This window comes from Solibacillus sp. FSL R7-0682, from assembly GCF_038005985.1.
Taxonomy (GTDB): domain Bacteria; phylum Bacillota; class Bacilli; order Bacillales_A; family Planococcaceae; genus Solibacillus.
The window spans coordinates 2,157,427-2,171,244 of sequence record NZ_JBBOUI010000001.1; the positions used below are offsets into that span (position 1 = coordinate 2,157,427).

12 protein-coding genes and 1 pseudogene are annotated in these 13,818 nt (G+C 35.8%); 6 read left to right on the forward strand and 7 right to left on the reverse strand.

Annotated features, from left to right (window positions below):
* Positions 1-338: 338 nt before the first annotated feature.
* Positions 339-1,526 (forward strand): annotated as a pseudogene (gene thrS / locus MKZ17_RS11030) (threonine--tRNA ligase); the annotation flags it as partial.
* Between the two features lie 249 nt (positions 1,527-1,775).
* Here the strand turns inward: thrS and MKZ17_RS11035 are convergent.
* Together MKZ17_RS11035 and MKZ17_RS11040 are read right to left on the reverse strand one after the other, a co-directional pair.
* Complete coding sequence (locus MKZ17_RS11035) at positions 1,776-2,402, reverse strand: YczE/YyaS/YitT family protein (RefSeq protein WP_340725543.1); 627 nt, start codon at positions 2,400-2,402, stop codon at positions 1,776-1,778.
* Between the two features lie 104 nt (positions 2,403-2,506).
* Positions 2,507-2,797, reverse strand: a complete 291-nt coding sequence (locus tag MKZ17_RS11040) for a HesB/YadR/YfhF family protein (RefSeq protein WP_340723785.1) — start codon at positions 2,795-2,797, stop codon at positions 2,507-2,509.
* 163 nt (positions 2,798-2,960) lie between these two features.
* On the opposite strand from MKZ17_RS11040, the gene MKZ17_RS11045 reads away from it, so the two are divergent.
* Positions 2,961-3,125, forward strand: a complete 165-nt coding sequence (locus tag MKZ17_RS11045; protein WP_340723786.1) for a hypothetical protein — start codon at positions 2,961-2,963, stop codon at positions 3,123-3,125.
* 83 nt (positions 3,126-3,208) lie between these two features.
* On the opposite strand, the gene plsY is transcribed toward MKZ17_RS11045, so the two are convergent.
* Positions 3,209-3,811: a glycerol-3-phosphate 1-O-acyltransferase PlsY gene (gene plsY / locus MKZ17_RS11050; RefSeq protein ID WP_340723787.1), complete on the reverse strand. Its 603-nt coding sequence runs from the start codon at positions 3,809-3,811 to the stop codon at positions 3,209-3,211.
* A gap of 308 nt (positions 3,812-4,119) precedes the next feature.
* Here plsY and parE point away from each other — a divergent pair, with 308 nt between their 5' ends.
* Both parE and parC read left to right on the forward strand, forming a co-directional pair.
* Complete coding sequence (parE, locus tag MKZ17_RS11055) at positions 4,120-6,093, forward strand: DNA topoisomerase IV subunit B (protein WP_340723788.1); 1,974 nt, start codon at positions 4,120-4,122, stop codon at positions 6,091-6,093.
* Positions 6,090-8,522 (forward strand): DNA topoisomerase IV subunit A, encoded by a 2,433-nt coding sequence (gene parC, locus MKZ17_RS11060; protein ID WP_340723789.1) that lies wholly within the window; start codon positions 6,090-6,092, stop codon positions 8,520-8,522. Before parE ends, parC begins: the two co-directional genes overlap by 4 nt.
* 340 nt (positions 8,523-8,862) lie before the next feature.
* On the opposite strand, the gene MKZ17_RS11065 is transcribed toward parC, so the two are convergent.
* Positions 8,863-9,240, reverse strand: coding sequence for a hypothetical protein (locus MKZ17_RS11065; RefSeq protein WP_340723790.1), 378 nt, complete (start codon positions 9,238-9,240; stop codon positions 8,863-8,865).
* Between the two features lie 340 nt (positions 9,241-9,580).
* Here MKZ17_RS11065 and MKZ17_RS11070 point away from each other — a divergent pair, with 340 nt between their 5' ends.
* Entirely contained in the window at positions 9,581-9,820 is a 240-nt protein-coding gene (locus MKZ17_RS11070) for a hypothetical protein (RefSeq protein ID WP_340723791.1), read from the forward strand.
* A gap of 426 nt (positions 9,821-10,246) precedes the next feature.
* On the forward strand, positions 10,247-10,942 hold the full coding sequence (locus tag MKZ17_RS11075; RefSeq protein WP_340723792.1) for a VC0807 family protein: 696 nt from the start codon (positions 10,247-10,249) through the stop codon (positions 10,940-10,942).
* Between the two features lie 85 nt (positions 10,943-11,027).
* On the opposite strand, the gene MKZ17_RS11080 is transcribed toward MKZ17_RS11075, so the two are convergent.
* The 3 genes from MKZ17_RS11080 to MKZ17_RS11090 all read right to left on the reverse strand — a co-directional run bounded on the left by MKZ17_RS11080 (position 11,028) and on the right by MKZ17_RS11090 (position 13,196).
* A complete protein-coding gene (locus MKZ17_RS11080; RefSeq protein WP_340723793.1) occupies positions 11,028-11,168 on the reverse strand; it encodes a hypothetical protein in 141 nt (46 codons plus the stop codon).
* 154 nt (positions 11,169-11,322) lie between these two features.
* Positions 11,323-12,873: a solute symporter family protein gene (locus MKZ17_RS11085; protein WP_445326909.1), complete on the reverse strand. Its 1,551-nt coding sequence runs from the start codon at positions 12,871-12,873 to the stop codon at positions 11,323-11,325.
* A gap of 2 nt (positions 12,874-12,875) precedes the next feature.
* Positions 12,876-13,196, reverse strand: coding sequence for a DUF485 domain-containing protein (locus MKZ17_RS11090; RefSeq protein ID WP_340723794.1), 321 nt, complete (start codon positions 13,194-13,196; stop codon positions 12,876-12,878).
* Between the last annotated feature and the right edge of the window lie 622 nt (positions 13,197-13,818).

Consider the following 13,818-nt stretch of genomic DNA (forward strand, 5'->3'; position numbering starts at 1 on the left):
TTATTTTCGAGTTTCCTTAGCGTACAAAATTTCAAAAATGTTGGCTGTCCCCCCCTGATTGAGGGTAATGTCTCATAAGAATCGTATCAAAATATGCTTATCGTTGTAAATCCGCATTTTCCTGACGCTACCCCAACCTTAAATTATTACCGTTGAATTGATTTTCTAACTAACCAAGGCTTATTTTCTAATTTCAATGGTAACAGTATCAAAACAGGAAAAAACACATTTTGATACATTTCAATTTAAAGAATATTAAAAGCCGATACTTCCTTAGCATAGGAAAAATCGGCTTTCTTTATGTAAAATTTTACTTAGCGTATGTTTTGCGCTTTTTGTTGGTAAGACCCCTTGAACTGTTTATGTTCTCTGAAGAAGCTCCAGGTATGCCATTTTATTTAGCAAACGGGCAAACTATTAGAAATGAACTTGAAAATTTCCTACGTAGCTTGCAAACAAGATATGACTATAAAGAAGTGCGGACGCCCCTCATGATGAATCAGCGTTTGTGGGAGCAATCAGGACACTGGCAGCATTACAAAGAAAATATGTATTTTACACAAGTCGATGAGCAAAAGTTTGCTTTAAAGCCAATGAACTGTCCTGGCCATATGTTGATTTATAAAAATGATTTACATTCATATCGCGATCTACCAATTCGTATGGCGGAGTTTGGTCAGGTTCACCGACATGAATTTAGTGGAGCATTAAATGGGCTACTGCGAGTTCGTACATTTTGTCAGGATGACGCTCATATTTTCGTGACACCAGAGCAAATTGAGGATGAGATTACATTAGCGTTGCAAATTATTGATCAAGTATATACAGTATTTGGCTTTGAGTATGAAATTGAATTATCGACAAGACCTGATGACTATATGGGAGAGCTTACCCTATGGGATAAGGCAGAACTAGCACTTGAAAATGTGTTAAAGCGACTACGTTTCCCATATAAAATTAATGAAGGTGATGGTGCCTTTTATGGACCCAAAATTGACATTCATATAAAGGATGCAATTAAGAGAAGCCATCAATGTGCAACAGTGCAGCTTGATTTCCAGCTACCTGAGAAGTTTGATTTATCATATGTGAATGAAGACAATGAAAAAGTGCGACCAGTTGTCATTCACCGAGCTGTATTTGGCTCCATTGATCGATTTCTTGGTATTTTAATCGAACATTTTGGTGGTGCATTTCCGCTTTGGCTCGCACCAAAGCAAGTGCAAATCATTGCTGTATCAGATGTACATACAGCATATGTTGAAGCGGTTGCCAGCCAGCTACGTCAAGCTAATGTTCGAGTAGCAGTAGATAGACGTAACGAAAAGCTTGGTCGAAAAATTCGTGACGCACAAATACAAAAAATACCGTATATCCTTGTATTAGGAGAACGAGAACAAGCGAATGAGACAGTTACTGTACGAGCTTATAAACAGGACGAATTAACTTCATTTTCCCTTGAGGCATTTGTTAAACACCTTCAAAAAGAGATTTTTGAGAAGAAATTGCCAAATATTTCAAATTAATTAACGCTACGCAAAACAGGATAGTATTGACAAGCTGTTAAATTTTAAAGGTCCACTATGCGTCTTATGAACAGTTTTTCGCTAAGCATTATAAAGTTTAACGGCGATGTAAAAGGGGCCTTTATATACATCGCCGTTTTTCTTTACCTTTGCCAACTTTATATAAGAAAGCAAAAAGCCATTATTTCACCTTTACAGAAAAATAATGACTTTAACTAGTCCTAACAATAAAATTGTCAAAGGACTCTTTTATAAAATCGCGCTTTCTACACCTGCCGCGCGGTAAAATAATTTTTCGTTCCATTTCAGTGCCCATTGAACGATTGCCCCAAGGCCAAATGCCATAAGAAGCGTTCCTAAACCTACTGGACCACCTAGTAAAAAGCCGATTACTGCGACTGATACTTCCATCGTCGTCCGCGCTCGGTTTACTGACCAGCCTAAACGTTGGACAAGCAGTAGCATTAATGTATCTCGTGGTCCAACACCAAGATTCGCTACCATGTACATCCCACACCCAAAACCAAGTAATAATAGACCAAGAGCAAAGGCTAGGATCTGCTCAAACCAGCCGTGGGCATCTGGTAATACGTACAGAAAAATATCGATAAAAATACCCGCTAAAAACATATCTAAATAGGTGCCCAATTTAGGTAAACGCTTCGAAATGACTGCATCAATTGCTAAAATGATTAAGCCAAGAATGATCGACCACATACCCACTGTTAAACCGAAGTTTTTCACAAGCCCAATATGCAGTACATCCCACGAGCCAACACCTAATTGCTGCCCTTTAATTGTTAGGGCAATACCTAACGAAAGCACAATGATGCCTGTTATAAAAAAAACACATCGCCAATAAAAGCCTTGCTTAATTTTCACTTGTAATCCCTCATCAATCTATTATCTAAGTTGTCTTTCCATATTATAGCGATGGAAGGGGGCAAAAGTGGGATTACAATTAATTCGGAAAATTAGAATTATTTTTCGTAGGAATAGCTTAGTTCATTTGATTCCTGATCAACGCTAACAACTAGATGATGCTCATTAAAAAACCATTCATCTGATTTTTCAATATAGAAATGAATCGCGTCAACCGTTGTTTCCACTCCGATTTCATGAGGCTGTTCTCTTGTCATACCTAAAGAAAATCCTTCGTGGAATGGGGAAGAACCACCATACCTAGCATAAAATCGAATCCAATCATCTTTTTCTACTTCCATTTCCTGTTGGAACCACTTAATTGCTTCCTCTGATAATTTAATCTGCATCCAATCACCTCATTCAGTTTCACGATATATTAATCATCTATCATTATATACCAACTTCTTCGTATAGGCTTTTTGTAATTATAAAACTTCCATCATACACAATGGATAATTCACTAATAATTTTCCATACTAAATTTTATTACTGTAGAAGGATGTGATTTACTTGGGAAATTTGAACTCGAAATTTGCTCATTTAGTGCCCGAACAAATTAAAGAAATACAACAGCTTGAAGAAAAGCTGGAGGTAACATTACTTGCTTATGACATCTTTTCAAACGAAAATCATGGTCAGCAAGAAAATAATTCAGATGCAATAAATCCATCTTAATATTTATCTTTAACTGTGTTTAGATTCCTTGAATTCTAAACACATTTTTTATACATAAAAAAACTCTCTCGCAATGGAGAGAGTTAGAAACCTTTTATTTTTGGTTCTGTACCGTTTTTAATACGTTTAATGTTTTCTCGATGACGATAGAAAATAAACGTCGCCAAAAAGGCAATTAAAATAAATAATGCATAATTACCCGTCACAATCCAAAAAATAATAACATAAATTAACGCAACAGTTGCTGTAATCATTGACGTTAAACTTACCATTTTCGTAATTTTTAACGAGACAATAAATGTAACGAGGAGCACGATAAATAACGGTAAATTATAACCTAATATAACACCCGCACTTGTCGCAACGGCTTTACCTCCTCTAAAACTAGCAAAAATCGGGAACATATGTCCAAAAACCGCTACAATCCCTAATACTAATGGATAAATCGTTGCTTCGCTAAAGAAGGGAAGAGTTAGTAAGAGTACTGCTGCGGTACCTTTTAATACATCAATGAGAGTCACAATGAACCCTGGTTTTTTTCCAAGTACACGGAATGTGTTTGTGGCACCTAAATTGCCGCTACCATGTTGTCGAATATCCGTTTTGTAAAAGATTTTACCAATCCATAAAGCAGAAGGAATGGAACCAATCAAATAAGCACAAATGAGAATTATTGCATTAATCAAGTGTTGTGCCCCTTTCAATATTGAGAATTACTAGTTGGTACTAATAGTATGTATTGATTATTTTACACTGTTTATGAAAGGAAGGAAAGAGGTATTATTTTTTCACAAAATTTCTATGAAAAGGAGGAAAAAAGTTACAATACGATGAAAACTACTGGAGGAAGCGCTTTAAAACAGGCGTTTTTGATGGTACAATTAATTCTTGCTAAGTCTCATGGATTGATTCATCAATTGACAATGAAGTCAGGAGACAGTACGATTATGCAGTATAACGGAACGTTTGTTTGTATTTTTGGAGGGGATTACATTTGGTAAAAAACCAGACCGGTATTTCATATAATGAAGATGCCATTCAAGTATTAGAAGGTTTAGAAGCCGTACGAAAACGACCAGGTATGTATATCGGTTCAACAGATAGCCGAGGTCTTCACCACTTAGTATATGAGATTGTAGACAACGCAGTGGATGAAGCACTCGCTGGATTTGGCGATCATATCATCGTTAAGATTCACGAGGACAATAGTATAAGCGTCCGAGATTTTGGTCGTGGTATGCCTACGGGAATGCATAAAATGGGGAAGCCAACACCTGAAATTATTTTTACAGTGCTACATGCAGGCGGTAAATTTGGACAAGGTGGCTATAAAACGAGTGGTGGTCTACATGGTGTAGGTTCATCCGTAGTAAATGCCTTATCCGTATTTTTGGAAGTAACCATTCACCGAGACGGGCAAATTTATCGTCAACGTTTTGAAAATGGCGGTAAGCCGGTTACATCTCTTGATATTTTAGGAAAAACAAAAGAAAATGGGACACTTGTTCATTTTTTACCGGACCCATCTATTTTTTCCGTAACAAAATATAATTACGACACATTAGCTGAGCGCTTACGTGAATCCGCGTTTTTATTAAAAGGTTTAAAAATTGAGCTCATTGATGAGCGTGGAGAAGGTCAACATGACGTGTTCCATTACGAAAGTGGAATTGAGGCGTTTGTTACATATTTAAACGAAGAAAAAGACGTGATACATCCAGTAAAGTATGTGGAAGGGATGCTTGCGGAAATCGAGGTTGAGTTTGCCTTCCAATTTAATGATGGCTATTCAGAAACAATTCTTTCATTTGTTAATAATGTCCGTACTCGAGACGGTGGTACTCATGAAACGGGTGCTAAAACAGCGATGACTCGCGTGTTTAATGAATATGCACGGAAAATTGGGCTGTTAAAAGAAAAGGATAAAAACTTAGAAGGTGCTGATATTCGAGAAGGTTTAACAGCCATCATATCTGTCCGAATTCCAGAGCATCTTTTACAGTTTGAAGGCCAAACAAAGGGTAAGCTTGGAACGAGTGAAGCTCGATCAACAGTTGATACCGTTGTATCGGAAAAGCTTATGTACGTTTTAGAAGAGCATGCAGAGCTTTCGGCATCACTTGTAAGAAAAGCCATTCGCGCACAACAAGTTCGCGAAGCAGCTCGTAAAGCTCGTGATGATGCGCGAAACGGAAAAAAGAAAAAATCCAGTACGCTCTTATCCGGGAAATTAACACCAGCTCAATCAAAAAATGCGGCGAAAAATGAATTATATCTTGTAGAAGGTGATTCTGCCGGTGGTTCGGCAAAGCAAGGACGTGACCGCACATTCCAAGCCATTTTACCACTGCGCGGAAAAGTTATTAATACGGAAAAAGCAAAGCTCCAAGATATAATGAAAAACGAAGAAATCTCGACAATTATTCATACAATTGGTGCAGGTGTTGGTGCAGACTTCTCTGTAGAGGATGCAGCTTACGACAAAATTGTTATTATGACCGATGCGGATACAGATGGGGCACATATTCAAGTATTACTATTAACATTCTTTTATCGCTACATGCGTCCGTTAATTGAAGCGGGCAAAGTATATATTGCCTTACCACCGCTTTACAAAGTATCTAAAGGTTCCGGTAAAAAGCAAGAACTTACTTATGCATGGACTGAAAACGAACTAGATGCGGCCATCAAAAAAATTGGTAAAGGCTATATTCTGCAACGTTACAAAGGTCTTGGTGAAATGAATGCCGATCAATTATGGGATACAACGATGAATCCTGAAACACGTACATTAATCCGTGTCAAAATTGAGGATGGTGCTCGTGCAGAGCGCCGTGTCACAACACTTATGGGTGACAAAGTAGAACCGCGCCGTAAATGGATTGAATCAAATGTAAACTTCGGCATGGAAGAGGATGCAAGCATTTTAGAAAATGAATTCATCCAGCATGAGGAGGTTAACGAATGAGCTTCGTAGAGAAATTTCAAGATTTACCATTAGAAGAAGTAATGGGTGACCGCTTTGGTCGCTATTCAAAATATATTATTCAAGACCGTGCACTTCCAGATACTCGTGACGGTTTAAAGCCAGTACAACGCCGTATTTTATTTGCGATGTTCAATGAAGGCAATACTTTCGAAAAACCATTCCGTAAATCAGCCAAAACTGTGGGTAATGTAATCGGTAACTACCATCCACACGGGGATTCGTCGGTTTATGAGGCGATGGTACGTATGAGTCAAGACTGGAAGAGCCGTCACATGTTAATCGAGATGCATGGTAACAATGGTTCGGTCGATGGTGACCCACCAGCTGCAATGCGTTATACGGAAGCACGACTTTCTGCTATCGCATCAGAAATGTTACGCGATATTAATAAAAATACGGTGGAATTTGTTCCAAACTTTGATGATCAAGATATGGAACCAACTGTTTTACCGTCACGTTTCCCAAATTTACTTGTTAACGGTGCGACAGGGATTTCTGCTGGATACGCAACAGATATCCCACCACACAACTTACAAGAAGCTCTAGAAGCGGTATTAATGCGTTTAGATAATAAAAATTGCACCGTTGAAGAATTAATGACGGTCATAAAAGGACCTGATTTCCCAACTGGTGGCATCATTCAAGGGCTTGATGGTATTAAAAAAGCATATGAGACAGGAAAAGGAAAAATTATCGTCCGCTCTCGTACTGAAATAGAAGCTTTAAAAGGGAATAAAGAACAAATTATTATTTCAGAAATCCCGTTTGAAGTAAATAAAGCAAACTTAATTCGTAAAATGGATGAACTACGTGTAAGCGACCGCCGTCTAGAAGGCATTTCAGAAATTCGAGATGAATCTGACCGTGATGGCTTACGAATTGTTATTGAGCTGAAAAAGGATGTGCCTGCACTAGGCATTTTACATTTCTTATTAAAGTCAACAGATTTGCAAGTATCTTACAACTTTAACATGATCGCGATTCATAATCGTCGTCCAACAATGATGACATTACCGCTCATGCTAGATGCCTATATTGACCACCAAAAGGAAATCGTGACACGACGCTCACAATTTGATTTAAAGCGTGCACAGGACCGTTTACATATTGTAGAAGGGCTAATGAAGGCTTTATCAATTTTAGATCAAGTTATTGCAGCAATCCGTGCATCTAAAGATAAGCGTGATGCAAAAAATAATATTATTGAGAAGTTTGGCTTTACAGAAGTTCAAGCAGAAGCGATCGTAAGCTTACAACTGTACCGTTTAACAAATACTGATATTACAGAGCTTCAAAACGAACAACAGGAATTAAATGAGCTGATCATCAAATTAACAGCTATTTTAGAGGATGAGAAGAAATTGATTCGTGTCATCAAATCAGAGTTAAACGACATTAAAAAGCGTTTTGCGTTACCTCGTATGTCTACAATTGAAGCAGAAATTGAAGAAATTAAAGTAACGCGTGACGTCCTTGTTCCGAGTGAAGAGGTTGTCGTGACCGTTACGAAAGATGGATATGTTAAGCGTACAAGTTTACGTTCGCATAATGCCTCAAACGGTAAAGATTTTGCGATGAAAGATTCGGATTACTTACTGTATGAAGCTAACTTAAATACACAGCATCATTTACTGTTGTTCACAAGCAAAGGTAACTATATTTACCAGCCGGTGCACGAGCTTCCTGATATTCGTTGGAAAGACTTAGGTCAGCATATATCTAGTATTGTTCCAATTGATACAACGGAAGAAATTATTCAAGTTATCGGCATTGAGACTTTTGAACAGGCAGATAAGTATGTATTTACAGCAACAAAGGATGGACAAATTAAGCGTTCTGCACTTGCTGATTATGTCGTGACTCGTTATTCAAAACCAATTAAAACAATGAATTTAAAGGGCGAAGATGAAATGATTTTCGCAACGCTTGTTACTGAGCAAGAAGAAGTACTTCTTTCAACAAACACAAGCTATACAATTCGCTTCCCAATGAATGAATTACCAATAACAGGGGTTAAAACAGCCGGTGTTAAAGGAATGGTTTTAAAATATGGGGAGCACTTAGCTGCTGTCGCTATTTTACAGCCAAATGCTGATCAGGAATTAATTATTATAACGCAGCGTGGTGCTGTAAAACGTATGCTCATCAGTGAAATTGAGTTAGGCAATCGTGCGAAGCGTGGAGTAGTCATTTTAAAAGAACTTAAAACGAATCCACATCGTATATTTACCGTTTTAGTTGTGAATTTCAGAAACTCTATTGTCATTGAAACCGAAAAAGGTGTACAAGAAACAATACAAGTAACGAATTTAACACGTGCTGATCGTTATTCAAATGGATCACTTCGTATTGATACAGACGGCGATGGTGCAATTACTCGTGCGTATGTTGAAATAATAGAAGCGTAAATTACGATATTCATGCATAACTGAACAATTTTTATCATAATATAAATACAATTCATTGACATGGGCAGTAAATTTCCATAAAATGAAGGTAGTAAGATTCATGCGTGATGGATCTGCAGTAGTACAAAGCGGTTGGGTGGCCCCCAATCGCTTTTTTATTTTGTCTAAAATTTGGTGAAGTGAACGTAATGATTAAAATACATGTAGTATATAAAAAAGCTGAATCGTCTTACGAAACGAAGAGGAACCTTTATTTATTAAGGTTCCTCTTCGTTTTTCATATCATAATTAAAAATAATGCTCCTCCCAAACTTTAGATTCAGTATATTCTTAGACATTCCTAAAACATAATAGCAGTTATCCAAAAACAAAGTGCTGTAAGTAAAGCCATAGGTGTCATTATCCACTTTTCCTTTTTGCTATTAGAAAATCCATTTAAAATCGTATTAATTGTCAAGTATGCTGCAAAGAAAAAACAAATTCCTCTTGTAGTGCCTATCGAGAAAAAATTAGGAATAAGATTTGCAGTCTGCAAAATTATTATGATGGCAAAAAGCTGAATAAATACTGAAAACCCACAAGCAATCCGCAACTTTAATGGCATTACAGTATACTTACCGCCCATTGCGAATTCTCCATAAGGAAAACCTAACGCAAGTAAAGCATATAAGATTGCAACTAATAAAAATAAGAAACTTCCAATTACCGCTATGATCATGTAACAATCTCCCTCAAAAAATATTCTATATACAAATTACACGATGTTCTTAGCTATGTTTCATAATATGGTTTTCTTTCATCACAATTGCAACAAAAATTTAAACCTCCATTTTAATCAATCTTTTTCTAAATGGAGGTTTTGTAGTTGATGTTAAATAACGATTGTACTCAATAAGAAAAAAACCCTTATTGAGAGATGTTAATATTGGTAATTTATGTTAGTGTTATTCTAGAGATTCGTTACTAAACAAGACTAGAGCGGAAAAAGCGATACATGGCTATTTGCCAAATGGATTTAACACAAAAAAATCATGAATTCCATAATATTTTAGAAGATGATGATTGATAAAAGCTACCAAGGAAAAGGGTATGGCAAACTGACCTTTGAAAAAATGTTGATGGATATTGAAACGATGCCTAATGGAGAATCAGAATATGCAGCCCTCTTTTATCATACAAGTAATGGCAAAGCTATAACATTATATGTTTCATTTAGTTTCGTAGATACCAGAATCATTCAGGATAATTTAATATTGGCGATTAAGAATCTAGATGAGAATAAATTTATTCGGAGGTAATTTCACTTGAATAAGACAAATTTTTTATCAAAGAAATGGCTCGTATTATTCGCTATACTAATTATGCTATCGTTTTCACTAAAAGACTTTAAGTTTTCTCAATTAGAAAATTTAACATTCAAAGATATTTTACCAATAATCGTTCTTACAGCGTTAATTTTTTTATTAAGAACCAGTATATTTTCTGTTATTTTGCTAAGTATACAAAAAGTTTGGAATGGATTAGTTAAGAAGAACTGACATTGATAGATTCAAGGCATTAACCCATGAGTTTAGAACAGATTCTTGGTGACTTTACTTCAATTAAAGAAAAAGGGTTTAATACAAATAGTTACAATTTGGATAATTTATTTCGAATGTATAGAGGATGCTTAAAGTTCTAGTAGAAAAAGGGGCAGCTGAATAGAGTAAAAATGGAGGAGAAATATGGTCAAAAAACAGCATTCTAATAAAAGGTTTATATTATTTGATTTACTATTTTATGCAGCATTACCTTATGTAATTTGGAAATTTGGGAGAGAGCCATTAGGTGATTACATAGCAATGTTGATTTCAACAGTTCCTGGGGTTGTTTATACTATTTACCGCTTTATATTAGATAAACAATTTAACATTACGGGTGTATTTATTTTAGTATCTCTCGCGGTTAGCACAACGGTGAATATACTTTCAGGATCAGCAGAGCAAATGATTTGGAATGGCATCTATTTAAGTCTTTTTTTATCATTAATATATGTTGTTGCTCTCATAATTAAGCGTCCTTTTTCTTTATATTTTGCCGTTGATTTTGTTTATTTGCTTGGTGATGCACGAGAGGATAGTAAAGCTTTATTTTTTCAAAAAGGAATCTTTAAATGGTTTCAAATTATTCAGGTTATTTTTATTGTAAGAATTCTTTTTATGGTAGCACTTACCGTATTTCTACTAGAGAAATATGGAATTGATGGTTATGGCAATATGCTCATCTATAAACATGTTGCAGGGTGGATATTTTCTAGTTTAACAATAGGGTTGTATTTTTATATAAAAATCCCCGTACAAAAGTTCTTTGCTAAACAACAAAACGAAGGACAAGACGGCAATAACGCCACTCCCAATCAATCAGACGCAATTGTTGGATAGCCTCATTTCCTTCTATTCCTGATGCAAAGCCTCTAATTTAAAAACACCACCTTGATGGCTAGACAAGGTGGTGAAACAACGTTTTTTACAGCATCATTCGAATTAGACGATACAATGTATCAACGAGACGAAAGAAGTCTGTTACGTAACGGAAGATGGCTAGTCTTTCGATACGTTTCTTTTTCGAAACAGCCTTAGCCCTTAATTTGCGTGATGGATAAGACACAGTAGTACACACCTCCTTTACAAAAGGAGTCAGCTGGATGCTGCCTAATTATTGTACCATGTAAAAAACGTAAAATAATAAATTTATATGAAAAAAACGAGATTTATTCCATAAAAAAATTAGCTACTAACATAGGTTAGTAGCTAATTTATATTTAGTGTGAAACGTCTTGTACCGAAATACCTGTTTGCGCTTTAACCTCAACTTCACGGTATTTTGCAGCATCCGTTTCTTTCGATAACAATGTACCAATGAATCCACCTAAGAAGCCAAGAGGGACAGAGATGATCGCTGGATTCGTTAACATGATTAATGGCTCACCAACGAAAATCGCCTTACCTTCAGGACCCCATACGTTTGGTGAAACAGCTACTAATACTAAAGCAGAAATTAAACCTGTTAACATTGCAGACACGGCACCTGTTGTATTGAAGCGCTTCCAGTAGATTGTGTAAATAATTACTGGTAAGTTTGATGATGCAGCAATACAGAACGCTAATGATACTAAGAAGGCAACGTTTAAAGATTGTGCACCTAATGCTAATAAAATAGAGATAATAGAAATGATAATCGAACCGATACGAGCAGCTTTAACTGCTTCTTTCTCAGTAATTTTACCTTTTTTAATAATTTGCCCGTAAATATCATGAGATAGGGCAGAAGCACCTGAAAGTACTAAACCAGCTACTACGGCTAAAATTGTTGCAAATGCTACCGCACAGACGAACGAGAATAAAATTTCTCCACCTAATGCTCTTGCTAATAATGGGGCAGCCATGTTTCCAGCAGGGTTTGCTGCGACAATTGTTTCTTTCCCTACAAATGCTGCTGCACCGAATCCTAAGAAGATTGTTAATACGTAGAATCCACCAACAATCCAAGTTGCCCAAATTACAGAAGAACGAGCTGTTTTTGCGTCTTTTACAGTAAAGAAGCGCATTAAAATATGTGGTAAACCTGCTGTACCTAATACTAATGCAATCAACATCGAAATTGTATCAATTCCATCTGTATAACGTAAACCAGGATTTAAATAATTTTCACCGTGCTCAGTTGCAGTAGACATGTGTGTGAACATATTGGCGATACTGAAATCGAATTTTGCTAATACTAAGAATGAAATAATAACTGTACCTAACATTAATAATACGGCTTTAATAATTTGTACCCAACTCGTTGCCGTCATCCCACCGAATAATACATAAACGGTCATCATGACACCAACAAGTAATACTGCCATCCAATATTCAATACCTAATAATAATTGAATTAGGGCGCCTGCACCTACAAGCTGTGCAATCATATAGAATAATACAATTGTAATTGTAGATAATGCTGCTGTACCGCGTACTTTTGCTTTATCAAAGCGGGCAGTAATCATATCCGCTAATGTAAAGCGTCCTAAGTTACGTAATGGCTCAGCAACGATATAAAGTACTACTAAATACGCTACTAAATAACCTAATGAGAAGAAGAAGCCATCAAAGCCGAATAGTGCAATCGACCCTGCAATCCCTAAAAACGAAGCTGCTGATAAGTAATCACCAGCAATGGCTAAACCATTTTGCCAGCCAGTTAATCCGCCACCCGCTGTATAGAAATCACTTGCAGAAGAGGTACGTTTTGACGCCCACCACGTAATTGCTAACGTTAATCCTACAATCGAAACGAAGAAGATAACCGCTGTTAAACTAATGTCATTCATAATTAGCGACCTCCTTCATATTCATCGATAATTGCTTTTGCTTCTTTATCGAATTTATTTGCTTTTGCTACATAAAAGTGAGCTAATCCCCAAGTCATTAAAAATAGCCCTGCTGAGTAGATCCATACCCATGTAATATCCCCAAATGCTTTTTGATCCAAAATTGTTGTGTATGACGTTAAGATTGGTAATAACATATAAAGTGCTAAAAAGATTACCGTCATAGTCCACAAAAATGAATTTTTCTTCTTCGAAAGCTTTTTAAATGATTCTTGAGAAGCAATTTTATCATAATCAATAATCGGCTTTTCAATTTTTCCCATAAACATACCCCCATTTGTGTTTGAATTTACTGCTTAATGTTTGTAAAATTCTCATTTAAGGAAATTACATTTTCATTCTATTTTAGCGCCCATAAAATTGCAATAGTTTTAGACAAAATTATCTGAAAAAATTTTTCAAAAAAATAAGTTTATTAGAGAAAATAAACTACTTTTTATACAGAAAATAAGACAATTCGACATTATCAGATGTCGATAAACGTTGAAATACAAACGTTTCCAGCAGTATTGACAAATAATTTTAATGATTTTTCGAGAATTTTTGATAGTTGAAATACTATTCATTTTATTGCTTAATAGTAATATTTAAAAAATGATTTACTTTTAAAAATAGAGTTATATTTATAATTTACAAAGTATATTCATAATTTTTTAAGCATAAAAGAAGAAAAAACAGGGGCATATAACGAGTTCGGTTATTGAGGGGAAAACATTAAATAAAAGCAAAATAGGGACACAATTCACATAGTATTTGGTATCAATGTTTTAATTGGTTTCATACCCTAATAAATATAATTTATTATACCGAATGGAAACACCACATAAATTTATTAAAAGGGTATGAATTGGATGTACAAATACATAACCGATTCTACTAAGAAAA

Excerpts from the sequence above, each read along its gene's own strand:
- MKZ17_RS11040 (WP_340723785.1), bottom strand. The coding sequence starts at position 2,797 with ATGCAGATTAAATTATCAGAGGAAGCAATTAAGTGGTTCCAACAGGAA.
- parC (WP_340723789.1), top strand. The coding sequence starts at position 6,090 with ATGAGCTTCGTAGAGAAATTTCAAGATTTACCATTAGAAGAAGTAATG.
- MKZ17_RS11065 (WP_340723790.1), bottom strand. The coding sequence starts at position 9,240 with ATGATCATAGCGGTAATTGGAAGTTTCTTATTTTTATTAGTTGCAATC.
- MKZ17_RS11070 (WP_340723791.1), top strand. The coding sequence starts at position 9,581 with ATGATTGATAAAAGCTACCAAGGAAAAGGGTATGGCAAACTGACCTTT.
- MKZ17_RS11075 (WP_340723792.1), top strand. The coding sequence starts at position 10,247 with ATGGTCAAAAAACAGCATTCTAATAAAAGGTTTATATTATTTGATTTA.
- MKZ17_RS11085 (WP_445326909.1), bottom strand. The coding sequence starts at position 12,873 with ATGAATGACATTAGTTTAACAGCGGTTATCTTCTTCGTTTCGATTGTA.
- MKZ17_RS11090 (WP_340723794.1), bottom strand. The coding sequence starts at position 13,196 with ATGGGAAAAATTGAAAAGCCGATTATTGATTATGATAAAATTGCTTCT.